This window comes from Virgibacillus sp. AGTR (genome assembly GCF_016919725.2).
In the GTDB taxonomy this organism is placed as follows: domain Bacteria; phylum Bacillota; class Bacilli; order Bacillales; family Amphibacillaceae; genus Virgibacillus; species Virgibacillus salarius.
Genome location: NZ_JAJERH010000028.1, coordinates 23188 through 48161 on the forward strand (window position 1 = coordinate 23188; position 24974 = coordinate 48161).

Consider the following 24974-nt stretch of genomic DNA (forward strand, 5'->3'; position numbering starts at 1 on the left):
CTTGTTAAATAGGAGATGAAAATTCGAGATGAAGGAAGAGTTAATACAACGTTTTACAACCTATGTAAAAATGGATACACAATCTAAAGCGGGGACGGGTCAAACACCTTCTACTCCAGGACAGTTGGTACTTGCAAAACAATTAGTCGAAGAGCTTAGACAGATCGGAATGGTTGACGTAATGGTTGATGATTTCGGATATGTAATGGCTACATTACCAGCAAACACTGATAAAGATATTCCTACGATTGGCTTCCTAGCACATATAGATACTGCTACTGACTTCACTGGAAAAAATGTGAACCCACAAGTAATTGAATCCTTTGATGGTAAAGACATTTTATTAAATCCAGAACTAGATATTGTATTATCTGCAAAAGATTTCCCTGAGCTTCCTAACTACAAGGGACATACTATCATTACGACAGACGGTACTACGTTATTAGGTGCTGATAATAAAGCAGGAATTGCAGAAATTATGACTGCGATGGATTATCTGATTCAACATCCTGAAATCAAACACGGTAGAATCCGTGTAGGGTTTACTCCTGATGAAGAGATTGGCAAGGGACCAGAAAAATTCGATGTTGAACGATTTGACGCAACCTATGCCTATACGATAGATGGTGGTCCTTTAGGCGAATTACAATATGAAAGCTTTCATGCTGCTGAAGCACGAATTACCTTCAAAGGCAATAGTGTTCATCCAGGAACAGCTAAAGATAAAATGAAAAACGCCGGAAAAATGGCCGCTGAATTTATAAGTAAGTTCCCAGAGGCAGAGGCACCTGAACACACCGAAAACTATGAAGGCTTCTTTCATCTCATTGCAGTCAATGGTGATGTTGAAGCAGCAGAAGTAACTTATATTATACGAGATTTTGATAAAGAAAAATTTCAACAAAGAAAAGATATGGTCAGAACGTTCACGAAGGAAATGAAGAAAAAATATGGTCAAGCATGCATTACTATAGAGATGGAAGACCAATATTATAATATGCGAGAAAAAATTGAACCTGTCAAAGAGATTGTTGATATTGCCTACCAGGCAATGGAAAACCTTAACATTAAACCAATTGTGGAACCAATCCGTGGAGGTACCGATGGATCTCAGCTATCCTACATGGGTTTACCTACACCAAATATCTTTACTGGAGGAGAGAATTTCCATGGGAAATTTGAATATGTTTCAGTGGATAATATGGTTCAATCAACAAAAACGATTATTGAAATCTGTAAACTTTTCGAACAACGTTAAACGATAGCGATAATTAGCCAGGTCCATTACATGGTAACTGGCTTTTTTTATAGTCTAGGAAATTATAAAATTAGCCCATGCTTCCTTTATCTCCGTTGACAGTCGCTACGTTTCTAATCGGGTGCTTACGCTTTTGGTCTTGATATTTTCAATAAAAATCCCGCACCTAATGCAATAAGTAAGCAGCACGACAGTATAAGGAATGTAAGTATATATCCGCCTATCTCTAATAACTTTAGTGAAATGATGGGACCTAGCGAAGCACCTACAAATAGGATAAAAGCATACATCGAAGAAGCGGCTGCACGTTCCTTCCCACCAAGGTTCCCGATAATCATCATAATTATAGGGAAGGTAAAAGATATTCCAGCAACATACCAGATACTTGTTAATATAGTTACTATCAAATGGTTACTAAGAGACAACAACAGTAATCCCGAGCTGGCCATTGCTAAGCTACAGCGTAACATAGCTAGTTCCCCAATAATTTTTACAGCCTTAACAGCAAATGGAGAGCATAGCATACCAATCACACCAAGTACCCGCACATAAAATACCTCCTGAGTAGTGAGATGATAAGGAGAGGACCGTAAATAGTCTCCTAATACGGTATACATACCCAGAAATGTTAGTAGCAGCATAATTGTTATCAAGTAACAATATAATAATTGCTTCCGCCTAAAAATACGTGATAGCTGCTTGATATATTTCTTCATCATACCGTCTTTTTTGGATGGAGACGTTGCAGGCAGTAACCAAGCTACCAGTATTGCACTTAGACCATAAATACAAGCAAAAAAATAGAATACAGCATGCCAATCAAGCGTTTGATTAATAACATCAGATAACGATTGTCCAATAATTCCAGCTAGTACATATCCAAAACTAATATAACCAATAACCATTATCCGTTTGCTTGGTGGAAAAACTTCAAATACATAAGAAAGTGCTGTTGGCGCAAACGTAGCTGCAAAGAATCCCTGTAAAGCTCTAAGAACTAAGAGTGTTTGAAAATTATCGCTATAACCAATCGATACTGTACATATTGTAAGCATAACTAAACCAAAGACAATCATTTGTTTTTCACCAATTCGATTCGTAAAAGGTGTAAAAAACAAGAAGCCGATTGCATAAAACATAGAAAAACTACTACTTATCCACGCTGCCTCACTTAATAAAATATGAAAATACATGGAAAATGTATGCGATAGTGGGGTACTGACATACACACTAGAAACGACGATCAGTGCACACCAAAATAAGATCATGGTATATAAATAATATCTTGTTGCTGCTGAAACAAGTAGATCTTTCATGATAGTACACTCGCTTTCCTCTTCACCTCATGTATTTATATGAAAGTCTGTTGTAAATTGTGCCTATCTGCATTCTATGAATATATTATCATTTGTATTGGCGAATTCTTATCATTTATGAGAAAATATAGGTTAGTTAAATTGCAAAGTTGTACAATATGAAAATGGAATAATTCCTTTCGTACCATCGGTATAAAAAGCGTTATTGTAATTAATCTATAGACCATCCTTATGAGACAACCTCAAGGCTATTGCCTTGTTTTAGAACAAGCAGTAAACTATCATGCAGGGAGAGAAAAGCATCATGAAACGAAAGACATTTATAATTATTAGTGCACTGCTAATTATATCGTTAGTAATTACAGCATGTACTAATGATGACAAAGAGAAATCAAATGAAGAAGATACAGCGACACAGGCTAAGGAGCAACCGAAGAAATCCGATAGTGGAACTTTACAGGTTCCAAAAACTGAAATGCAAAAGAAAGACAGCGGTGAGTCTGTTAAAGCTTTACAAAAAGTCTTAAGTGCCATCGGCTATGATATTAAAAATACTGGAAAATTTGATGAATCTACGATATGGGCAATTACAGATATCCAATTACAGCATGAATCATTACCTATAACTGGTATTTATTCAGAGGATACAGCTGAAGTTGTTCATTCGCTTCTGCAAGATTCGAAGGAATATGTTCCGGGAGAAGGGTTGCCATTTAAAGCAGAGCCTGCAGCAACAAAGCATGGTTCAGAAATATTAGCTAATCCTTATGAACAACTGGCATTAGTAAATAAAGAACATGCCCTCCCCGAAGATTATATACCTGAAGATCTCGTGATTCCGGATGTTCGATTCCCATTTACAGAAGACCTACCCAAGAAGCAGATGCGTGAAATTGCTGCATCTTCTTTAGAGAAGCTATTCCACGCTGCTGATAAAGCAGGACTTGATTTATTTGCCCAATCAGGATATCGTTCCTATGATAGACAAGTGTCGATTTTTACAGCAAATGTGAATGAACATGGTGAAGAAGCTGCTAATAATTTCAGTGCTCGTCCTGGGGAAAGTGAACATCAAACTGGTTTAACAATGGATGTAACAAGTCCTGATGTAAACTATCAATTGATCATCGAATTCGGAGAAACAGATGAAGGCAAGTGGCTAAAAGAACATGCTGCTGACTTTGGGTTTATTATTCGTTATCCAGAAGGTAAAGAAGCAATAACCCACTACCAATACGAGCCATGGCACATTCGTTATGTAGGCAAAAAAGCAGCCGAAGACATAATGAATAATGACTTAACTTTAGAGGAATATTTATCGAATTAATCAAGGTTGCAGGGGAAAGAAGGACTCCCAAGGAAGGATTGCACGAAGATTATAATGAGGAATTAAAGAGAAAATCAGACAATTTCTTTTGTCTGGTTTTTATTTATATATTCATCTATTTGCATATCTAAAACACGGATACGTTCTAATGCAACGTGGTCCTCTATCACCTTATAGTGATGATTACCACCAATTTCTTCATCTGCTTCATCAGCCATGTTCACTACTTGCTGTAGTGGTTTTAATTGCAATTCCCCTTTAGGAAGATACGAATCCGTATGAAGTAATATAGCTACAGCAATCTCTTTTGCTGCTTGGCGATCTTCTCCAATTCGAATTAAAAGCTTATGCGCACGACTTGCACCTTTGATAGCATGAATATCATTTTCCTTATAAAGCTCATAATCCCATTTCCCCTCACGATACCACGTGTAATGACCAATATCATGTAGTAATGCCGCTTTTGTTGCGTGATCAGGATTTACATCATGTTTTTTAGCAAGCATAAATGCATATTCCGCTACGGAAATAGCATGAGCGATACCTGATCGTTTTAAATATCTTTGTGTTACGGGGTGTGTAAATACATCTTCTAATGTGACATTTCTCATTAGATCATTCTCCTTTCTAAATTTATTTGAATCTATCCCCACCTTTTATAAATAAGCATGCAGGATAAATTTTATTGAATATAGCATAAATTACCTACACTTTGCAATAGATATTTCCCTTTTTTTCAATTCTTAAACATATCTTAACACCTGCTTCACCCGGTCTTTACGATTTTCAGCCTTTTTCATTATTTTCCTATCAAAGCTTGTTAAGCCACCTATACATTGAAACTTCAATCAGTGGGGGTCTTGCTTCCTGTTATATGTGGGATAAAATGAACTGTCGACTTAAACCAGTTACAGCAACAGCGTTAGCTCGCACAACGAGCAGGTTTTACTCCTGAGGAAGCTGAAATGTTGCCATAGAAAGCAAATATCCTTTTCTTCTAGAAGAAAGATTCGTTTCTCTCTCCGAGCTGATGTTGCCATGTTCGATTTAGAATGGTTTTACAATCATCAGGACAATGATTAGTAGAAAAAGATATTTTCGATTCTTTCAAAGAAAAATAACTTTCTCGATAGCTCTAGATACACAGGCGGTATAGCTACACCCACATATGTATCCAGCAATGCTTTAATTGGTTTAGAGCGAGGAGATAATACAAGCGATCCAAATGCTAATCCAACTATAAAAAGAACAAGGCTCAACACGTACCAGCCTTGCGAAAATAAATATGGCCTAATTACTCCCATTACGAGGCCTGTTATTAACAAAAGCGTACCGCCTATCATCACGAACCGATGCAACATACTTCTAATTTCATAGGCATGGCGTAGCTCTTCCATGGTCTTTGCCCTTGAAACAACCGATATCATAAGAAAAACTGAGTAAAATTCGCTCAGTCCTTATCACTAAATGCTCAGATTTACGCTTCCTCTAGTAGCTATTATGGAATAATAGCTACTGCTTGCTTGACCACCACTCCGGTAAATAATAAAGTTGATAAATGGCTTTACAATCCTCATAATAACTACTCACTGGGAATCTTTCCTCGTAAGCTTGGTAAAATGAATTCGAAAACCCGCCGAATAGCTCAGTAAATGCTAATTCAAAATGCCTGTCCCCAAATAAGAACGAAGGGTCAATTAAGAATGGAGATCCATTACTTCCTACAATCCAATTCCCTCCCCATAAATCACCGTGTAAATAAGATGGAGTAACATGATCGGGAACAAACAAATCTAATTTATCTATTAATTTATTCAACTGTCTTCTTCGTTTACCGGTAATTTGATTTCGCTGTATCCCCAGTTCTAGTTGGCTATATAAACGGCATTCTCGATAATACGCTTGCCAACTTGTATAAAGGCCATTTACTTGCGAGAGTGTTCCCACATAAGTATTACTAGAGAACCCATGCTTGTCTCCTTTATGACAATGCATGCTTGCTAATCGTTCACCCAATAGTCTTTCCGTATCCTTATGTTCTTGCCCACTAACCCACTCCAATACTAAGTATGCTCTCTCTTGTTGATCGGAATAAGCAATTACTTTTGGTACATCAATGGTATTTGTATCCTTTATCAATTGAAGACCCTTGGCTTCCAGCTCAAAAAAACGGTTTGGGGCATTTGGATGATATTTAATAAAATAGTTGTTTCGATCTGTTTTTACAAAATAGCTCTCATTGATAGACCCACCTGCTACGCGCTTAATCTTATAGATAGAACTTTCATCTCCTGCTTGTTTCACTGCCTCTTTCAATAATGGATTCATTGTAATCCCCCTTTGCAAAAACGTTGTGTAAAACTAAACATGTGATTTATCAAATCTCATGTTTAGTGAAGCTTCCATCCGGTTTTTACTGAAACAAATACGTACAAAGGCTTCATTCGCCACGTCCTGTGGCAACGCCTTTGTGACCTACTTCCATGTAGGCCCGAACCAATCGGACATTTACTGGCAGTTGTTCCACACTTCCCATTTCGGTTTCTCTTTATTGCTTGACCGGGGGCTTACTGCCAGTCATATGTGGCGATAAATTTAATAGCCAAAACAAGCTTGAATTACAATAACTAGCCTCTAAAACCTATTTATTCTTTGAATCTATTCATACGTAATCTTCATATCACCAGGTTTAATCAAACCCTTCTTTCTTAGGTATTCAGCACTCAGTAGACTGATAAAAGCTGGGGCTATAATATGTAAAACAATGACACTCCAAACCACATGCATGGAGAAGCCCATGGATTCAAAAGTCATAATCTGACCTACAAAGCCGCTTGTACCCATCCCTGCTCCAGAAGGATTATTCGTTAATTCTAACCATACCGTAGCAAATGGTGCGAGTATTGCCCCAGCAATTGTTGGTGGCAACAGGATAATTGGTTTTTTTAAAATATTAGCAACTTGCAGCATCGATGTTCCAATTCCTTGAGCTATAACTCCGCCAAAACCGTTATCCCGATAACTAGCAATTGCAAAACCGACCATCTGGGCAGAGCAACCAATCGTTGCCGCTCCAGCCGCTACACCATCCAAAGATAGCATAATTGCAATCGCCGCTGATGATATGGGCGCCGTTAAGGCAAGTCCCATTAGCACAGCTACTAAGATTCCCATAATGAACGGCTGCTGTTCTGTGGACCAGTTTATCATCTCGCCAAATCCTACCATAAATTTATTGATAGCAGGACCAATAAATGTACCAACTGCAAAGCCAGATATAATTGTTACCAAAGGTGTTATTATAATATCTACACGCGTTTCTTGATATACCATTTTACCAAACTCTGTAGCTATTAGCGCAGTAACATAACTCCCAGCTGGTCCTCCTAATTCGGCACCAAAGGCACCTGCGAATAATGCTGAGAACAAAACAAGCGGTGGCGCTTTCAATCCATAGGCGATCGCTACCCCTATAGCACCTCCCATTACTTTCGTATCCATTGCAAAATTACCCATCTCAATTAGTGCATTTGCCAAATCAGGAGAAGCCAAAATAATAATCTTTTCTCCTGCTGTTTTTATAATGAGCCCAATAATTAGAGACGAAAACAAACCTAATGCCATATAACTTAACGCTGTTATAAAATACGTTTTTCCAGATAGCGAAACCCCTTTACGCGTCAGAAAATTTTTCATGCTGACCTCCCATTTTTGTGAATTAATTCACATATTTTCCAATGAACGACAGCTTTGCTGTTTAATTCACTATCTATTATTGCGTTAAACGTTTCTCGTATCAAGTAGAAATATTCTAGCAACGAAACAACAGATTAGAAAACAAAGCTAATAGGACTGAGCAAAAATATTTATTCAAAGAAAAACCAATAGAAATGATAATGATTGTTCATGCCTTATTTCGCATTGAAGTATAAAAGATGGCTTCATAAAGTGGAACTTCATTGGTTTCACTTTTGCTTGGAGTGGAGGTCTCCAGTTATATGCGGGATAAACTGATTACTGAACAAAATACTGCAATTTTTGAGCTAATTTGCTTTTCTTCTTTTAATCGGCTACAATTTAACTGAAAATAATTATCAATTAACTGAGAATAATGCAACACAAATATAAGGAGATGTAAACCATGGAATTTACTGCAACTAAATCGCAGCTTGCCAAAGTTATTCGGGAGCGTCGCGCAGTTAAAAAAGGCTATAACCATGAAGAAGTAAAAGAAGAAACGGTATTTGCTTTGCTCCAAGATGCTATCTGGGCTCCAAACCACGGCATGCGGCAGCCATGGCGCTTTATCTTTGTTGGACAAGATAGGCGGCCTGACTTCGCAAAAAAAGTTGCTTCCACTTATCCTGAAGAAAAACAACAAAATCGGGAAGATTATTTGAATGAACCAAATGCAATTTTGGTGGTTGTCATGGAAGAAGCAGAAATACAGAAGCAATGGGAAGAGAATTATGGTGCCGTTGCTTGTATGATCCAGAACTTTTGGTTATTAGCTTGGGAAAAACAGCTCGGCGTCGTTTGGAAAACCAACCCACATATCTATGATCCAGCTGTTAAGGATATATTAAAACTGAAAGAAAATGAAAAGATCATCGGATTCCTTCATTTAGGTTATTTTGATGAAAAACCAGCTATCAAAGAACGAACACCGATAGCAGAAAAATTCACCACATACTAACATAAAAAGGGCAGTCGCAAAAGACAGCCCTTTTTTCTATACAGCTTGTTTCACCGACAATGGTTCAGCCTCCCCTTGTCGTGAGCAATATCCTGCTATTCCAGTGTCTTCATACATTGCTCTCCACAAGAAGTGCCTATATTAAGATATCTTTTTTTGATATCCCCATCTACCATCCTATTAATCCCATTTCGTACTCTTTAATTGGTTATCCTGCTCATGCCGTTCAATGGCAAGCTCAATTAATGTATGAATTAACTCCTTATATGGAAGCCCACTTACTTCCCAAAGCTTTGGATACATACTTATTTTCGTGAAACCTGGTAATGTATTCACCTCATTCACATAAATTTCTTCATCCTCGGTTATGAAGAAATCAACTCTAGCCAACCCTTCACAAGCCAGTGCCTCAAATGCCCTTATCGCCACTTCCTGCACACGTTCTGTCGTTTCCTTAGGTACATCAGCAGGAATGGCTAATTCTGCCCCTTTTTCATCGATATATTTTGATTCATAGGAATAGAATTCGGATTGCGGTAAGATTTCTCCTAGCAATGAAGCCTTTGGTTCTGCATTTCCTAAGACAGAGCATTCAATTTCCCTGCCAATAATATTTTCTTCCAAGATCACTTTATGATCATACTGGAAGGCTTCTTCGATCCCTTTATAAAACTCTTCCTCTGTTGTTACTTTACTTACCCCAACAGACGAACCTTGATTAGCCGGTTTGATGAAAATTGGCGTACTCAATTGTTCTACTGCATATGAATAAGAGATTTGCTGTTTCTTAGCTTTGGAATAAACAAGCCCTTTAGCTACATTTATTCCTACAGCCTTTAAAAGGCGCTTTGCTATATCCTTGTCCATACAAACGGAAGAACCTAATACACTGGAACCAACAAAAGGAATATTAGCTAATCTCAGCATTCCTTGTAGACTACCATCTTCACCTAAAGTACCGTGAACGATTGGAAAAACTGCATCGAGTTGATCAATTTGGATTGCATTTGATGCGTGAATCAATTGGTTATCTCGTTCACCAGGAACTATAGCCACGGTATCGTTCGATTTATTTAATTGAATAAGCTTTGGATTTTCTTCGTGAAGTAAATAGGATGACTGATCATTTAAATGCCATTTCCCTTCTTTATCAATCCCAATTAGCACTACGTCATACTTATCTTTATCAATTGCCTCAACAATATTTTTAGCTGATTGAAGGGATACTTCATGTTCAGCAGACTTTCCGCCAAATATGATACCTACCTTTTTCTTTACCATTCTCCTCCGTCCTTTCCTGCATACAAAACTTTAAATAAAGTGAAACTTCAATCTGTGGGGTTTTGTTTATTCCCCACTGATTGTTAGTACCACAAGGGTATGAGCTAAAGGCCCTAGAACCAATCGGACATTTACTGGCAGTCGACCCTACATCTACTCATATTGGTTTCACTTTTTGCTTGGAGTGTGGTGTCTTACTGCCAGTTATATGCGGGATAAAAACTTCACCACATCGGTGGCAACGCCTTTATAACCTAAATCCATGTAGACTTGAATAAACTAAATTAATTACTGACAGCTATCCCTTCAATTTCAAAATGTTGCTTTGGAGGTAAGGGATATGGTCAATAATTCTATCATATACTAGGATTATAGCGATATAATAAAAATAGCACAAATTAGCTTGGATAAGAAGTTTTACTACTAAAATTGTATTAAATCGCAATACGGATTTATTGTTTATGCCTTTACTAATCGTATTCATTAAACAAGTACGTTTCCTTAAGTGTTGCAGAATTGGATTGCTTAAAATTCATCTTTAGCTGTTCACCATTGCTATTACTTCTCTATAGATCTGGATTCCATAGCATTTTGTATTTCAATTGAAAATAGTATTGGCTTTGCTTTATTTGAAGTATGTAGTTACCTACACGGGGTAGAATGGAAGATGAATAAAGTGAAACTTCAATCTGTGGGGGTTTTACTGCTAGTTATATAATAAATGAATGATCGTTTACGGAGAAAAGTTAGGTATTCATCGTAAAATCTACCATTACACAAAACTCTCTCATTCTCATGAGCTCCCTTCCCTTAAAACGCGAATAACTTCTTCAAACCCCTCTCTACTTTCCGCCAATCCTACATCAAGCTCGGAAATGATCTCATCGATCTTGGCTGATTCAACTTTCTCATTCCTATCGCCCCTATACAGGCCACTATCTAGTTTCATGAACATATACGTTATGATCAATTGAAGTGTACGATCTTCTAAAAAAATAAAGCTATTATTCTGATCCTCCCTGTTTACACTTAACTCTTCCATGTTCTCTTTTATATACTGTTGAAGAAATCGTTTAAAATGTGTATGCATTTCTTGATTATTCACTTTCATCATCCCCTTCTACCTTACCACTAATATTTATATGGTTAAGAGCCTCCATCCCACCTTCGATTTCATCACCATAAGTGAATCCCATCATACTTCCTGTGTAGGAGGATTGCGGATTCCACTTCACTTGAAAATTTGCGAATGACAGCGTCTCTGTTGGATTTAATGCTTGTGATTGAATCGGCTTAAGCCAAAATTCTTGTTTATCGGTAGGGTCATTTATTCGCTCCCATGCATTGGCTAATTTCATTTTCTGCTTTGAGTCCTTATATACATATTTTCCTGAAAAGTCAAACACATTATTAGGAGATACCTTTAGACAAATATAGAGATTAGTTAACGGTTTCTCTCCCACATTTTGAATATGATACGACCCAAGTGCAAAATTATCGAATCCCATTTCATGTTGAACATTTAAGGAATAGGTAAAATAACTAATAACGCGCAAGTCTACATTTTTCTTTGCCTCGGAAGCCAACCATTTTATTTCCTTCATGTATGAATGATTCATTTCTTTCCATTCCGTAATCAGCTGCCTTACTTCTTCTATGCTCCCCAATCCGATCACCTCCAAAAAAGTTAAAGAGAGGAGCTGCTCCTCTCTTTATAACTATGCTGGAAACTTAATCGTTATCACCATCATCATTGTTTGGAAACACTACTGGACACTGCGGCGGAATTGTTGGTGCAGGGCATGGAGGAATTGGAAGCATATCTCTCGGTTCACAGAATTCAGCAACAATTTCAAGTGTCACATCAAATGTTGATTGAATGCTTTGACATAAACGAACAGTAAGCGTGACATCAAGCTCATTAGGATGCATTGTATCGTCACAACAAGCTGTACATACAAAGCAATCTAAATCTGTGTAACTTACATCAATATCTGTTCCTTCTGGTGCACAAAGAATCACTTGTTCACAACGAGTGAATTCTGCCTCCGTTACCTCTACTGTCCCTCCTCCAAGTTCTGGTATTAGATCAACAAAAACAGTTACTTCAAAGTTTTTACGAATGTTTACCAGTTGTAAGGTTACCTCCGTGCCATCAATGACTAACTCCTGATCTACTCGATCCAAAATGACAATTGGCTCCATAGCAGCAGGCGTAACTGTACATGTTACTGTATCGATATCGATATCCTCACATGTTAATTGCTCCCCAGTATTTGGATTATGCGGCAATTCCAAATCCATTAGGTTTAAATCAAATGTTGCTTCATTAAGAATCCAGTCATATACCTTCTCTGTATTAATACATAGGAGTTCCTGACCTCCAGATAAATTATTTGCTTGCATTATTGCAAACACCTCCGAATAAGATTAATTTCTTTCACTGGTAGCCTATGAATAAAGCCCCCAAACGGTATAGTGATATAGCGGAATTGTCATGATAATCGTGGATTTAGGTAAATGTCATAATCATAACGGCATCCGTACAATTTAAACATCAAATGTGACTGTATTTAGCTTAAATCGTGAAAGTTGTGCATAAAATGAGTATGTCAAAACAATTATGTTCTGCTATTTCAAAAATGCACATTTGTCACATATTGATGTTTCATAAATAGTATATTAATGTGCTGTAAAAGGGTGAATGAAAATGTATCGATATGAACTGTATAATGTTGATGATATTGATCAATTAAAAAAGGAGCTCGATGCCTACAAACAAACAGTTAGAGCCATGACAGAGGGAAAATTATTTGAAGATTATTTTAAAACGAAAGATGACTTTTACGATTTAAAGATGAAAATTTTTGAATTAGAAGGAGACATGAAGGCTATGGAAAATAATTATCAAGAAGAAATTTCCAATCATCAAATGGAAGAGCAGCATCTCACTAACCAGCTTACATCTATTACTGATTTCTTACAGCAATTAAGGCAAGACGCACGACTGATTAAACAGCAATTTGAACAACTGCCATTTGTCGAGCTTTCGGAAAAGATAAATCAATTAATAAGTAACCAAAACACAAATGCCATGGAACAGAAAATAGAACTGGAACGTTTGAAAGAAGAAATCTCGCAAATCAAAGAATTATTGAAGCCTAAGGAGGATAATACTGCTAAAAATAATCGTTCAGCTAAGAGGTCAGACTACAAACAATTACAGGGCATACTACAATTCCCCAACAATGTCGAGCAACCCTTAAACAAAAAAAAAAATAACCAAGTAAATAGACAGCACTATAGTCGTACAAAACCAAACAACGAAAAATCTTATTATACACATGCTAACTCACAGGAATCTGAAACAATATCCATGAGTAAGGCAAAGAAGACGTACCGAAATGCTCAATACGAATTAAATAAAAATATTATTACTCGCACAGTAACTCCCAAAAATAAATCACAAGAGCAAAAAGAAGAAAGCCTCGATACAGACAGCACCTTACCTACTACTGAAGACACTACTCCTGTTGAAAATAATCTATCCATTGAAAATAACGTAACAGAAGAAAATATACCAAGTACGGAAATAGAAAAAGAGCCACTAGAAAGTATTACAGAATCCAGTGAAGAAATGCCAATAGAGGCAACGAAAAGTAACTCAGAGCAATCAGACGAATCAACTAAAAAATCAGACTTCACTTCACTTCTTTCCATTTTCAAAAGAGGGTGAGATGAACTGTAAGCAGATCATTATCCCACTATCCATACACAATCAAATGGTTGAACACGGCGTCTCAACCTTACCCTATGAGGCATGTGGCTTGTTAGCAGGAAATCAGACGAACGTTCAATCTATTTGGCAATTAAAAAATGAATGTAAGTCTGATAGACGTTTTTTTGTAAGTAAGCATAATGTTGAACGTACGTTGAACAGAATTAATGAAGAAAAGCAAGATGTTTTAGCTATCTATCATTCTCACCCTTTTACAGCACCAATACCTTCCACATTAGATATGATTAACCACCCCGATACCGATATAAAAATGATCATTATATCCTTTAAAAGAGGTTCTCCCACTGTGAGATGGTATCGAATACGTGATACGAACTATGAAGAATGCCTTTTTCGCATAGAATCCTCACGATAGCCCGACCATTCCCACAAAATAATACTATAATACATTATAAAACCTAAGGAGTTGAGATATGTTGAAGGCAAAAGAAATAAAGAAAGCAAAAAGCAGCTATAAAAAATTAAAGACGCCAACGAAGCCAATTGTATTAAATTCATCTTCATCAATTAAAAGAGGAATGTTTCGAAGAGGCGGCTGTTGCGGTAAAATAAAATAAATTTACGAGAAAACCTATTACATCCTCCGAATAGGTTATAAGAACGGTCTAGAATAAAGATTTTACACTCATTTAAATAACACTTATTTCTAGAGGCTACCTTATTGGAAACTAGGGTTATAGTACATTGAAATGTATATAGTACCTACTTATTATTTATCTATATACACGATTAGACGATAACCCTATTTCTCTAAGGAGCCTCCTTCTTTATATTTTCATAACCCAAATCACTCTTTTGAAACAGCAAAGACAGATTTATCAAATGCCTATTATATATACCTCTCCGAAAACATGAGCTTAAAAAAGTGGAGCTGGTCTAAAAGTCCGCTCCTTATCTACATAACTAAAACATCCGTGGTTATTATTAACAAGACTCCAAAGAATTCTCCAGTTAGACCATATGTTGATTACAGGAAATCATAACTTTGGACAGCCCTTTAACATAACCGCTAATGTGATAAATAAAGTGAACCCTCCATCCGTGGGGGTTTTATTTATCCCCCACGGATTGTTCGTACCAAAAGGGTATGACCTAAAGGCCTTTGAACCAATCGGACATGTACTGGCAGTCGACCCTCCACTTACCAATAGTGGTTTTCCTTTATTGCCTGAAGCGGGGGTCTTACTGCCAGTTATAGGTGGGATAAATAGACCAAAAGATCTGCAGTACATCATACAACCACCTATGTTCCAAGTCCTCGAATTATATGTATGCTGGGGAGATGACTTAATAATTAAAAAGTCCAATCACAAAGCACCTTTAGCTAATAGTATAATCTTGAAAATAATATTTTATTTTCGAAACAGAATTCGTGAAAGGAGGGGGGATGTAATGTCCTCTAAATGTTTCAAAAACGTTGTAGTGGTTGACAAAAAGAAAAAGCACAAACCACAAAAACATCATTCATGCTGTAAACGTGAAACTTGTAAATGTAATTTCAAGAAACCAGAACCTAAAGTAACTAAACTAAACAGTGATTGTTTCGTAGTGAATTCCTTGGTAGGTTCAAAAACCGTTCAGAAGGTAGCAGAGACAACACTTCCGATCACATTATTCCCTAACTTACCTGTTATAGGTGATATTGTGTCAATTACTGTTGTACCAGATTTAGATAATATTACGCAAAACGCTAGAATAATCAAGGATAAAGTAGTAAATATTGGCGTTGTACCAGCAACTATTTCTGTCTCGATTGCCGGTGTAGCTTTACCTGACGTTCTTACTACAACTATCCCATTCCAAGCGCATACGGACTTCCCAGGAGCTTGTCCACAGGATATGCTACAGGAAACGCCACTTGAAGTCGAAGGCATCTTCACGCAACCAGGAGTTGAAGTTGTCGATGCCACTGGTACAGGACTTATCGAAGGTATATTAGTAAAGATTGTATTACGTACAACGATTACCGTTACACGCCAGGTCATCAAAGATCCGGAGGGGAACTTCTGTGATGTAGATCCTAATCGCTGCGAGAAAACAGCTACTCCTCCATCATTTATGCTACCAACACCACCAAATGGTAATGGAGGAGGCTAATAAAAACTAGTCATCCAACAGAATCGGTGACAAAATAGTGTCACCGATTCATCTATTGTATAAAATAAGGGTTGACTTCCAACCTAATTTCTCTTAATATTAATTCCAATAACCATGAATACTAGCAATGATGAAGAGTAGTAATCTAATCGAACACAGAAGAGAGCTGATGGCTGGTGAGAATCAGTGTGCTTCATTAGATGAATGGACTTCTGAGCTTCCAAACCGAACCATACGTGCAGTAGGCTTTGGCGAATTAATCTCATCGTTATCTGAGATACATATATGAAGCTACGTAAAGCTTGATATTGCTAAAGTGAGCTGTATTTCAGCTAATAAAGGTGGTACCACGGTCCCTCGTCCTTTGTCGGATGAGGGACTTTTTGCATTTAAAATGGAAAACTGCTGTTGAAAAGTAAATAGAATGGAAATCGTTGCGTAAGAGAAGTAAGCATTGTAAAAGCATTAAAGAGAGCTAGCGGTGGTGGGATGCTAGTATGTGGAACTGTGCTGAATGGACTTACAAGAGGCCTCCTGAACAGAAGTAGGGATGCACGGAGCTCCGCCGTTATACGGATAGAATATCGGATCAAGCATTTCAATTTTTCGAAAGCATTTTCCCGTATTCGAATAAAGATAAAAAGTCTACACTTTTTAACAGAGGTGGCACCGCGGTCCCCTATCGTCCTCTATAAACACAAATCATGTGTTTATAGAGGATTTTTTTATAGTCTAGGAAAGTATAAAATTTGTCCATGTGGTGTTGAGCCATGTCCAGCTCCAGTACCCAGAAACTAGGCGACTCGCCCTAAGCTAAGTCATCATCAGCTCGTAAGCTCACCGTGATTCCTTTATCTCGGTTGACTCACTCCAGTCGCTACGTTTCTAATTGAGCGCTTACGCTTTTGTGCTTACTTCATCATCTAGGGATGCATGATCTAATCACAACAAAACGAATGATTAATCTAAGAAAGGATGAAATGGCTTTGAAAAAAGAAGCAACGTATAAGCTTATGAAACTAAATGCAGATACATTAACCCCTATTGAATTATTCCAACGATTAACAGGTGAGAAAAAATTCCTACTGGAAAGTACCTTTCAACATGAAACGAAAGGAAAGTATTCCTTTATTGGCTGTCATCCATACGGAGAGATTATTGGCTATGATGATACAACAGAACATATTGATTATATCAACCATACAGATAAGACAATCGATCAAAACGCTTTAACCTACTTGGAGGAACATTTACCTCACATTTCCATTGATTTACCGCTTCCCTTTTACGGCGGAGCAATTGGCTATGTTGGCTATGATGCGATTCGATCGATAGAAGATATTGGTGAAACGTTAACGAATGATTTAGCCATGCCGGACATTCATTTTATGCTATATAAAAATATCCTTGTATTCGATCATGCTAGTGAAATTCTTTATGTGATCGCAATCCGGGTCGATGCAGATCAAGCAAATGATTTGGATTATCAATTGGAGCATTTACGAAAACAGATTCAGCAAACGAACCCTACTAGTAATCAGCAAGAAACACCATTTACCTTTTATCCTGAAATATCAAAAGAAGCTTTTCAGCAACAAGTTGTAGCAGCAAAAAAGCATATTCAGCAGGGTGATATTTTCCAGGTTGTGTTATCTCAACGCATGAAGGCAACATTCGAGGGTGATACCTTTTCCTTTTATCGTCAGCTCCGGAAAGTAAATCCATCTCCGTATATGTTTTATATCGATTTTGGTGAGTATTTAATTCTTGGAGCATCGCCAGAAAGCTTAATAGAAACGCGCGGTAGGAATGTAATGACGAATCCAATTGCAGGAACAAGACCTCGTGGGAAAACACCGGTTGAAGATGAGCGGCTTATGAAGGAACTATTAAAGGATGATAAAGAAATTGCCGAACATCGTATGCTCGTCGATTTGAGTAGAAATGATCTTGGTCGTATATGTGAGATTGGAAGTATTCACATTCCAACCTACATGACCATTGAAAAATATCAGCATGTCATGCACATCGTCTCAGAGGTGCACGGAAAGCTTCGAAAAGGTTGTAGCTCCTTTACTGCATTAATATCCTGTCTGCCCGCAGGAACGGTATCTGGAGCACCTAAAATTAGGGCGATGCAGATCATTAATGAATTAGAAGGAACAAAAAGAGGTGTCTATGGTGGAGGCATAGGCTTTATTAATTATAATCATGACGTAACGATGGCGCTGGCAATTCGCTCACTTGTAGTCAAGGAGAAGCATGCTTACCTACAGACTGGGGCTGGAATTGTACATGATTCCGAACCTGATAAAGAATATTTGGAAACACTGTTTAAGGCTAAATCACTTATGGAGGTGTCTACTAATGATTTTACTACTGGATAATTATGATTCCTTCACGTATAACATCTACCAATATGTATCTGAAGAAGGTTTCCAGGTAAAAGTTGTCCGAAATAATTGCGTTACCGTTGATGAAGTAAAAGCCCTCAAACCACAGGCAATCATTATTTCTCCAGGTCCTGGCCTGCCAGATCAAGCTGGTGTCTGCCTGAAAATAGTCAACGCATTCTATCAGCAAATTCCCATTTTAGGCATTTGTTTGGGGCATCAAATTATCGGTGAGGCATTGGGTGCTTCACTTCGGCAGTCCAACCAAATTATGCATGGAAAGACATCACTAGTTACACATAATGGAGCTGGTATCTTTCAATATTTATCACAGCCGCTTGAAGTCATGCGCTATCATTCGTACGTCCTTGCTGAAGAATCACTTCCTCCGCAGCTTGAACTAGTGGCAACATCATTGGAGGACAAAGAGGTGATGGCTATACAGCATCCCTTTTACCAAGTATACGGGGTGCAATTTCATCCAGAGTCCATCGGTACAGCCGTCGGTAAGAAAATGATCCATAACTTTATTCAAGGAATAAGAAAGGAGAATCCCTATGAGAACTTATCTTGAAAAATTATTTCATGGACACCATTTAACCGTTGATGAAATGAAAAAGGTGGCGCTTTCCTGCCTGAGTAATTCGATAACAGAATCTGAAATCGCCGCGTTATTAACCGCATTACAGGTGAAAGGAGAAACTCCTGATGAAATAACTGGCTTGGTAGAAGTCATCCGCTCTCAATCATCATATCATACAACAACGATTGAAAATGTCATGGATAACTGTGGAACTGGAGGTGACATGTCGGGAAGTTTTAATATTAGTACCACTTCTGCATTTGTGATTGCTGGTGCAGGAGTTCCAGTTGCTAAACATGGAAATCGTAGTGTTTCTAGTAAAACTGGGAGTGCAGATGTTTTAGAATCTCTTGGTGTTTCTTTATTTTTAACACGCGCACAAGTAGAAGAATCATTGTATAAAAATAACATCGCCTTTTTATTCGCCCCACATGTGCATAACGCACTAAAGCCATTTACAAAGGTTCGCAAAGACTTAGGATTACCGACCATTTTCAATGTCATTGGCCCATTGACTAACCCAGTTACGTTGAACTCGCAATTTATCGGCGTTTACCGTAAAGACAAACTGGAGATTGTAGCTCAAGCATTACGTAACTTAGGTAGAGAACGAGCAATTGTTGTCAACGGTGCTGGGGGTATGGATGAAGCATCACTTTCAGGCGAAAACCATCTTATCTTGCTTGAAGGTGGAAAACTAAAATCCTTTAGCTTACACCCAGAAGAAGTAGGGTTACCTGTTTACTCTTATGAAGAAATTCAAGGTGGGGATGCGAAGAAAAACGCTGCGATTACGAAAGACGTGCTAAAAGGTCATTCAAGCGCTTATTTAGATACAGTCATTTTAAATGCAGGGCTTGGACTCTATGCACATGGGACAGCATCCTCTATTCAGCAAGGAGTAGAGTTAGCGAAAGAGAGTATTCGCTCTGGCAAAGCGTTAGCATGTTTAACAAGCTTAATTGACTTTAGTAAGAAATACGCAAGTGAGGTGGTATGAATGACTGTTTTAGAGAATATTATAGCAAGCAAACAAATCGAGGTAGAGCGGCTATTGCAAGTATCTATCCCCTTCCATGCTGCCAAACAACCGATCCCTTTTAAGGACACAATAGCTACTTCCTCCGAGGTACAGATTATTTCGGAAATAAAACGTGCCTCCCCTTCCAAAGGAGATATAAGAACAGAGATTAATCCAGTTGCACAAGCAAAACAATATGAAGCATGTGGTGCAGCAGCCATATCTGTCTTAACAGATACAACCTTTTTTAAGGGTTCGATGGAAGATTTGCAAGCAGTTTCTGAAGCGGTTCGAATACCCGTATTATGTAAGGATTTTATTATTCATCCCATCCAAATTGATCGCGCTAAAGCCGCTGGTGCTTCCATCGTCCTGTTAATTGTTGCCGCATTATCTAAGCAACAATTACACGATCTATATCATTATGCTATAAACAAAGGGCTTGAGGTTATTTGCGAAGTACATCAAGTCACAGAATTGGAAGTTTTACTAGAGTTAAACCCTGAAATAATTGGGATTAATAACCGAAATTTAAAAACCTTTGAGGTCGATTTACAAACAACAGCAAAACTAGCAGCTCTTATTCCACATAGAGATACATTGATTATTAGTGAAAGTGGATTTCGTACCCGTTCTGATGCGCTTTTGGCACGCGATGCTGGTGCAGAGGTGTTACTTATTGGTGAAACATTAATGCGCGCTACTAACTTATCAAAAGCCTTTAATGAATTAAAAGTTGCAAAGGAAAGGAGTACAAAGCATGCACGTTAAAATATGCGGCATTCAGTCTGTTGTGGCTGCACTAGCAGCTGTTGATGCTGGGGCTGACTTCATTGGCTTCGTGTTCGCCAAAAGCAAGCGGTCCATCACTCCAGAAGCTGCTGCTGACATTGTAAATATCCTTCCTCGTTCAGTTAAAACGGTTGGTGTCTTTGTAAATGAAAGGCTTGAAACAATGAATACGATAGCTTCACAAGTGCCACTTGATTATATCCAGCTCCACGGTGAAGAATCCGCTGCTGCTGCTAACAAATTAAATAGCAAAATCATTAAAGCATATCCAGTGGATGCTCAACACGTATCTCGTATCGAAGCCTATCCATGCGATTTCTTCTTATTAGATGGACCCGTACAGAAAAGCCCAGGTGGTAATGGCATTCCATTTGATTGGAATTTATTTAATCATTTACCAATACCAAAAGACAGAATCATGATCGCAGGTGGTCTTACACCGGAAAATGTTGGAGACGCCATTCGAACACTTCATCCATATGCTGTTGATGTATCAAGTGGAGTCGAAACGAACGGTAACAAAGATCCAGAAAAGATAAAACAATTTATAGCTAATGCAAAACGAAAGGATGAGTTTCATGATAACCTACACAATGCCTGATTCACATGGGAGATTCGGAAATTTCGGTGGAAGATATGTTCCGGAAACATTGATGCCTGCTTTGCTCGAGTTAGAAGAGGCGTATGAAGAGGCAATAAATGATCCAACATTTTGTAAGGAATTAAACGACTATCTAACCCACTATATAGGTAGAGAAACCCCTTTATATTATGCAGAGAACCTTACAAAGAAGTTAGCGGGGCCACAGATTTATTTAAAACGTGAAGATTTAAACCATACAGGGGCACATAAAATCAATAATACGATCGGGCAGGCTCTGTTAACACTTCGAATGGGAAAGAAAAAGGTTGTTGCAGAAACAGGTGCTGGACAACATGGAGTAGCTACTGCAACGGTTTGCTCTTTGCTTGGTCTCGAATGTGTTGTATTTATGGGTGAAGAGGATATGCGGAGACAGAAGCTGAATGTATTTCGGATGGAACTTTTAGGTGCAGAGGTACGTAGCGTCAAAAATGGAAGTGGCACCTTAAAAGATGCAGTCAATGATGCACTTAGATATTGGGTAGCAAATGTTGAGGATACACATTACATTCTTGGTTCTGTTGTTGGCCCTCATCCATTCCCGAAAATTGTTCGTGATTTTCAGTCGATTATTGGCAAGGAAACAAAACAGCAAATCCTCAAGCAAGATGGTTCATTACCAGATGCTATTATTGCATGTGTAGGTGGAGGCAGTAATGCGATGGGAATGTTTTATCCTTTTATTGAGGATGAGCAAGTAAAGCTGTATGGTGTCGAAGCCGGAGGAGCTGGATTAGATACAAACCAGCATGCATCTGTATTAGTACATCCAAGCCCTGGGATATTACATGGAACGATGACGAATTTACTACAGGATACACACGGTCAAATTCAAGAGGCCTTTTCGATATCCGCTGGACTTGATTATCCTGGCGTCGGCCCGGAACATAGTCATTTAAATGATACGAGGCGTGTAGCATATGTATCTATTACTGACGATGAAGCGGTAACTGCATTTCAAACATTATGCCAAGCCGAAGGCATTATTCCGGCATTAGAAAGTGCACATGCGATTGCTTTTGCTGAAAAACTCGCCATGCAAATGGATTCGGAACAAACCCTAGTAATTTGCCTCTCTGGCCGCGGAGATAAAGATGTTGAGCAAATAAAACACGTATTGGAGGATAAATAGGATGGGAAAAGAGAGACTGGTTAATTACCTCAATCAATTACAAAATGAAAATAAAAATCTTTTTGTACCCTATATCATGGCTGGTGACGGTGGACTGAATAAGCTAAAGGAGCGTACGTTGTTTTTGCAAAATTGCGGTGTAGCTGCGATAGAAGTTGGGATTCCCTTTTCTGACCCTGTCGCAGATGGACCAACGATACAGAACGCTGGAAAACGATCACTTGATAATGATACGACGTTAACAGCAGTGCTAGAAGAACTCGAATCCTTTAAGGATGAGCGTACCGTAACAATAATTATTATGGCATATAGTAATCCTATATATCGGTATGGTATTGAACGCTTTACTGCATCCTGTGTTCATGCTGGGATAGATGGACTAATTATACCAGATCTCCCACTAGAGGAAGAAAAAATGGTAACAGATGCGCTCCAACAAAGTTCTGTTGCATTCATTCGGCTGGCAGCGTTAACTAGCTCTAGGGAGCGAATTAAAACGTTGGCTCATCGGTCAGAAGGGTTTCTTTATGCCGTCACCGTTACAGGTACAACAGGCGTAAGAACATCTTATGAAACTAAAGTAAAGACATATCTACACCAACTAAAACAACAAAGCCCTGTTCCTGTTTTAGCGGGGTTTGGCGTGTCCACTAGCAAACAAGCAAAAGAGCTTAGTTCTTATTGCGATGGCGTTGTTGTTGGAAGTAAGATTGTCGACCTTTTTCACGAAGGAAAAACAGAAGAAATTAAACAACTGATCCAAGCAAGTATTTAAGTAGATCGGTCTTCACGATTTCTTAGCTTGTAGAAAAACCCCAGTGTTTTCTACAAGCATTTTTTGTGCGTGGTGTGAGTGAACGCCCGCGTCTTCCCCGTAAAAACCACACTGTGTGATCTCGGATCGCCCGCTTTCTACAGGATAAGGGAAGGCTTCTGTAGCCTTCTGTAGCTATACATCGCAAGCAGAAAAAGCACTCTTCTTTTTCAAGGAATCTCCTAGTATTCGCAGCTCTTCACTGAAAGGACATTCCTTTAGCATTTTATTTTCCTCTACGCTTACGAGCCCTTTCGTAGACCTCTTGGCTTATTTCTCCACGCTGATAGCGCCTCTCTAAAAGCTCGAGGGAATCACTCTTCAGATTGTTTTTGGCACGAAAGCGAATAATAATTACGATAATGATAAGTACTAAGCCAATCGACAACCAAAAACGAATGGTTGGATCAATAAAAATTGTATACATTTAACCACCTCTACCCTATTTGCTTTATTTTAAATATCATTCCAAGAGAACATTCATTTCATTCTCTAATGTAGCTACTAATATTTTGAAAATACCATGTGAATACTTATATATTTTTTATATTTATCCATACTACGTAACCAGAAGATTATGAGGAGGCCTTTTATGGTGGTATATATTGGGAAAATCATTATGTTATATCTCCTTACCATTATCATCATTCGACTAATGGGTAAATCAGCCTTTGCTCAATTAACTGCACATGATTTAGCCGGTGTTTTTTTCGTTGTGTCACTAGCTGCTGGTCCTCTAGTTACAAATAGCTTCACTAATGCAATAACAGGCCTTCTTGTTATTGGTACAATTCATATTATCCTTTCAAAGCTTACACTTGTTAATTGGTTAAATAAATTTTTTATCGGTCAGCCAACAATTGTCATCAAACATGGAAAACTAATTAAAGCTAATCTAAAGCGCTCTCATTTCACCTTAACTGGTTTATTGTCAAGTATTCGAGAAAAGGGGTATTCCGATATATCCAATATAGACTATGCCATTATTGAACCTAGTGGAGAAATCAGCATCCTTCTAAAACAAGAATTTTCACCTGTCACTCCAATGCACTTAAACATGGAAACGAAATACCAAGGTCTACCAATAGCTGTCATTATCGAAGGAACCGTACAATATCATAATTTGCAGCTTATGAACAAAAGTGAACAATGGTTAAAAAATAGGCTAGAAGCTGTTGGTTATCCAGACCAAAAAACAATTTTTTATGCTGCTGTTCGTGATACAGATCATTTATTAACCATTGATAATGGTAGTGGCATCCTTGAAGTGCATCAACAAGGAAAATAGCCTCCATAATACAGCAGGTATTTGCTTCCTATTATTTTTTTAGAGCTTATTGTCAATGCTAAGAGAGAGGGAGGTGTGTGAAATGGCAAAAGATGTGCTTTGCGAAGTAAACAATTGCACGTATTGGGGCGAAGGAAATGTTTGTAATGCTGATCGAATCTACGTGGTTACGCACAAACAAACGAAAGCAAAAACAACGGAAGAAACGGATTGTAAGACATTTGTCGCCAAAAGCTAAGCATCTTCACCTCTAGAGAAGAACAAGTATGACCGGGGATGTCTCATATAATTCGTTTAGATACAGCAACTGGATTAATGAGACTCCCTGTTATTTATTTTTGTCATAAACAGTTTGGTTTCTATCTCACTGATTGTTCGTACCACAAGGGTATGACCTAGGCCTTTGAACCAATCGGACATTACATTAACTGGCAATAGACCCCCTATTTATCCATAATGGCTTCCCTTTATTGCTGGAAGCGGGGGCTTACTGCCAATTATTTGTGGGATAAACTTGCTTTTTCATTTGTCTCT

General features: G+C 38.1%; 26 protein-coding genes and 2 other annotated features. Of the genes, 16 read left to right on the plus strand and 10 right to left on the minus strand.

Annotation, left to right across the window (positions count from 1 at the left end; translation table 11 throughout):
* Window positions 1-28 precede the first annotated feature (28 nt).
* On the plus strand, window positions 29-1258 hold the full coding sequence (gene pepT, locus JUJ52_RS11825) for a peptidase T (protein WP_026682408.1): 1230 nt from the start codon (window positions 29-31) through the stop codon (window positions 1256-1258).
* 125 nt (window positions 1259-1383) lie between these two features.
* On the opposite strand, the gene JUJ52_RS11830 is transcribed toward pepT, so the two are convergent.
* Window positions 1384-2574 (minus strand): MFS transporter, encoded by a 1191-nt coding sequence (locus JUJ52_RS11830; protein WP_205389529.1) that lies wholly within the window; start codon window positions 2572-2574, stop codon window positions 1384-1386.
* A gap of 304 nt (window positions 2575-2878) precedes the next feature.
* Between JUJ52_RS11830 and JUJ52_RS11835 the strand changes: the two genes are divergently transcribed.
* Entirely contained in the window at window positions 2879-3901 is a 1023-nt protein-coding gene (locus JUJ52_RS11835; protein ID WP_205389528.1) for a D-alanyl-D-alanine carboxypeptidase family protein, read from the plus strand.
* 74 nt (window positions 3902-3975) lie between these two features.
* Here the strand turns inward: JUJ52_RS11835 and JUJ52_RS11840 are convergent, their stop codons facing one another.
* The 4 genes from JUJ52_RS11840 to JUJ52_RS11855 form a co-directional block, all read right to left on the minus strand.
* The gene (locus JUJ52_RS11840; RefSeq protein WP_166530533.1) at window positions 3976-4512 is read right to left on the minus strand and encodes an HD domain-containing protein; all 537 of its coding nucleotides are present in this window, start codon (window positions 4510-4512) and stop codon (window positions 3976-3978) included.
* A gap of 468 nt (window positions 4513-4980) precedes the next feature.
* A complete protein-coding gene (locus tag JUJ52_RS11845) occupies window positions 4981-5298 on the minus strand; it encodes a DUF2269 family protein (RefSeq protein ID WP_255637650.1) in 318 nt (105 codons plus the stop codon).
* 115 nt (window positions 5299-5413) lie between these two features.
* The gene (locus tag JUJ52_RS11850) at window positions 5414-6229 is read right to left on the minus strand and encodes a fructosamine kinase family protein (RefSeq protein ID WP_205389526.1); all 816 of its coding nucleotides are present in this window, start codon (window positions 6227-6229) and stop codon (window positions 5414-5416) included.
* A 330-nt stretch (window positions 6230-6559) separates the two neighbouring features.
* Window positions 6560-7597 (minus strand): PTS sugar transporter subunit IIC, encoded by a 1038-nt coding sequence (locus JUJ52_RS11855; RefSeq protein WP_205389525.1) that lies wholly within the window; start codon window positions 7595-7597, stop codon window positions 6560-6562.
* A 445-nt stretch (window positions 7598-8042) separates the two neighbouring features.
* Between JUJ52_RS11855 and JUJ52_RS11860 the strand changes: the two genes are divergently transcribed.
* The gene (locus tag JUJ52_RS11860; protein ID WP_026682402.1) at window positions 8043-8597 is read left to right on the plus strand and encodes a nitroreductase family protein; all 555 of its coding nucleotides are present in this window, start codon (window positions 8043-8045) and stop codon (window positions 8595-8597) included.
* 180 nt (window positions 8598-8777) lie between these two features.
* On the opposite strand, the gene ddlA is transcribed toward JUJ52_RS11860, so the two are convergent.
* From ddlA to JUJ52_RS11880, 4 genes are all read right to left on the minus strand, one after another.
* A complete protein-coding gene (gene ddlA, locus JUJ52_RS11865) occupies window positions 8778-9878 on the minus strand; it encodes a D-alanine--D-alanine ligase (RefSeq protein ID WP_026682401.1) in 1101 nt (366 codons plus the stop codon).
* Window positions 9879-10671: 793 nt separating this feature from the next.
* Window positions 10672-10983: a hypothetical protein gene (locus JUJ52_RS11870; protein ID WP_162986353.1), complete on the minus strand. Its 312-nt coding sequence runs from the start codon at window positions 10981-10983 to the stop codon at window positions 10672-10674.
* The gene (locus tag JUJ52_RS11875) at window positions 10976-11545 is read right to left on the minus strand and encodes a hypothetical protein (protein ID WP_121604467.1); all 570 of its coding nucleotides are present in this window, start codon (window positions 11543-11545) and stop codon (window positions 10976-10978) included. The genes JUJ52_RS11870 and JUJ52_RS11875 overlap by 8 nt, the downstream gene beginning before the upstream one ends.
* Before the next feature lie 64 nt (window positions 11546-11609).
* Window positions 11610-12284 (minus strand): BMQ_0737 family morphogenetic spore coat protein, encoded by a 675-nt coding sequence (locus JUJ52_RS11880; protein ID WP_121604466.1) that lies wholly within the window; start codon window positions 12282-12284, stop codon window positions 11610-11612.
* A gap of 304 nt (window positions 12285-12588) precedes the next feature.
* Between JUJ52_RS11880 and JUJ52_RS11885 the strand changes: the two genes are divergently transcribed.
* From JUJ52_RS11885 to trpA, 11 genes are all read left to right on the plus strand, one after another.
* Entirely contained in the window at window positions 12589-13614 is a 1026-nt protein-coding gene (locus tag JUJ52_RS11885; protein WP_205389523.1) for a hypothetical protein, read from the plus strand.
* 1 nt (window position 13615) lies between these two features.
* Window positions 13616-14032 (plus strand): M67 family metallopeptidase, encoded by a 417-nt coding sequence (locus JUJ52_RS11890; RefSeq protein WP_205389522.1) that lies wholly within the window; start codon window positions 13616-13618, stop codon window positions 14030-14032.
* Between the two features lie 58 nt (window positions 14033-14090).
* Complete coding sequence (locus JUJ52_RS11895; protein WP_161629283.1) at window positions 14091-14234, plus strand: hypothetical protein; 144 nt, start codon at window positions 14091-14093, stop codon at window positions 14232-14234.
* Window positions 14235-15069: 835 nt separating this feature from the next.
* The gene (locus JUJ52_RS11900) at window positions 15070-15774 is read left to right on the plus strand and encodes a hypothetical protein (RefSeq protein ID WP_121604462.1); all 705 of its coding nucleotides are present in this window, start codon (window positions 15070-15072) and stop codon (window positions 15772-15774) included.
* A gap of 118 nt (window positions 15775-15892) precedes the next feature.
* Window positions 15893-16142, plus strand: a binding site (T-box leader).
* 57 nt (window positions 16143-16199) lie between these two features.
* Window positions 16200-16467, plus strand: a binding site (T-box leader).
* A 287-nt stretch (window positions 16468-16754) separates the two neighbouring features.
* The gene (gene trpE / locus JUJ52_RS11905; protein WP_205389738.1) at window positions 16755-18161 is read left to right on the plus strand and encodes an anthranilate synthase component I; all 1407 of its coding nucleotides are present in this window, start codon (window positions 16755-16757) and stop codon (window positions 18159-18161) included.
* Window positions 18142-18741 carry an anthranilate synthase component II gene (locus JUJ52_RS11910; RefSeq protein WP_026682394.1) on the plus strand — a complete coding sequence of 200 codons (600 nt, stop codon included), beginning with the start codon at window positions 18142-18144 and terminating at the stop codon, window positions 18739-18741. The genes trpE and JUJ52_RS11910 overlap by 20 nt, the downstream gene beginning before the upstream one ends.
* The gene (gene trpD, locus JUJ52_RS11915) at window positions 18725-19750 is read left to right on the plus strand and encodes an anthranilate phosphoribosyltransferase (protein ID WP_026682393.1); all 1026 of its coding nucleotides are present in this window, start codon (window positions 18725-18727) and stop codon (window positions 19748-19750) included. The genes JUJ52_RS11910 and trpD overlap by 17 nt, the downstream gene beginning before the upstream one ends.
* Window positions 19751-20542 (plus strand): indole-3-glycerol phosphate synthase TrpC, encoded by a 792-nt coding sequence (trpC, locus tag JUJ52_RS11920; RefSeq protein ID WP_205389520.1) that lies wholly within the window; start codon window positions 19751-19753, stop codon window positions 20540-20542.
* Window positions 20532-21164, plus strand: a complete 633-nt coding sequence (locus JUJ52_RS11925; protein WP_026682391.1) for a phosphoribosylanthranilate isomerase — start codon at window positions 20532-20534, stop codon at window positions 21162-21164. Before trpC ends, JUJ52_RS11925 begins: the two co-directional genes overlap by 11 nt.
* On the plus strand, window positions 21142-22338 hold the full coding sequence (trpB, locus tag JUJ52_RS11930) for a tryptophan synthase subunit beta (protein WP_026682390.1): 1197 nt from the start codon (window positions 21142-21144) through the stop codon (window positions 22336-22338). Before JUJ52_RS11925 ends, trpB begins: the two co-directional genes overlap by 23 nt.
* Window position 22339: 1 nt before the next feature.
* A complete protein-coding gene (gene trpA, locus JUJ52_RS11935) occupies window positions 22340-23113 on the plus strand; it encodes a tryptophan synthase subunit alpha (RefSeq protein WP_205389519.1) in 774 nt (257 codons plus the stop codon).
* A 265-nt stretch (window positions 23114-23378) separates the two neighbouring features.
* Here the strand turns inward: trpA and JUJ52_RS11940 are convergent, their stop codons facing one another.
* A complete protein-coding gene (locus tag JUJ52_RS11940; protein WP_026682388.1) occupies window positions 23379-23579 on the minus strand; it encodes an SHOCT domain-containing protein in 201 nt (66 codons plus the stop codon).
* A 165-nt stretch (window positions 23580-23744) separates the two neighbouring features.
* Here JUJ52_RS11940 and JUJ52_RS11945 point away from each other — a divergent pair, with 165 nt between their 5' ends.
* Both JUJ52_RS11945 and JUJ52_RS11950 read left to right on the plus strand, forming a co-directional pair.
* Window positions 23745-24440, plus strand: coding sequence for a DUF421 domain-containing protein (locus JUJ52_RS11945; RefSeq protein ID WP_026682387.1), 696 nt, complete (start codon window positions 23745-23747; stop codon window positions 24438-24440).
* Between the two features lie 82 nt (window positions 24441-24522).
* Window positions 24523-24678 carry a DUF1540 domain-containing protein gene (locus tag JUJ52_RS11950; protein WP_080668733.1) on the plus strand — a complete coding sequence of 52 codons (156 nt, stop codon included), beginning with the start codon at window positions 24523-24525 and terminating at the stop codon, window positions 24676-24678.
* The last annotated feature ends 296 nt before the right edge of the window (window positions 24679-24974 follow it).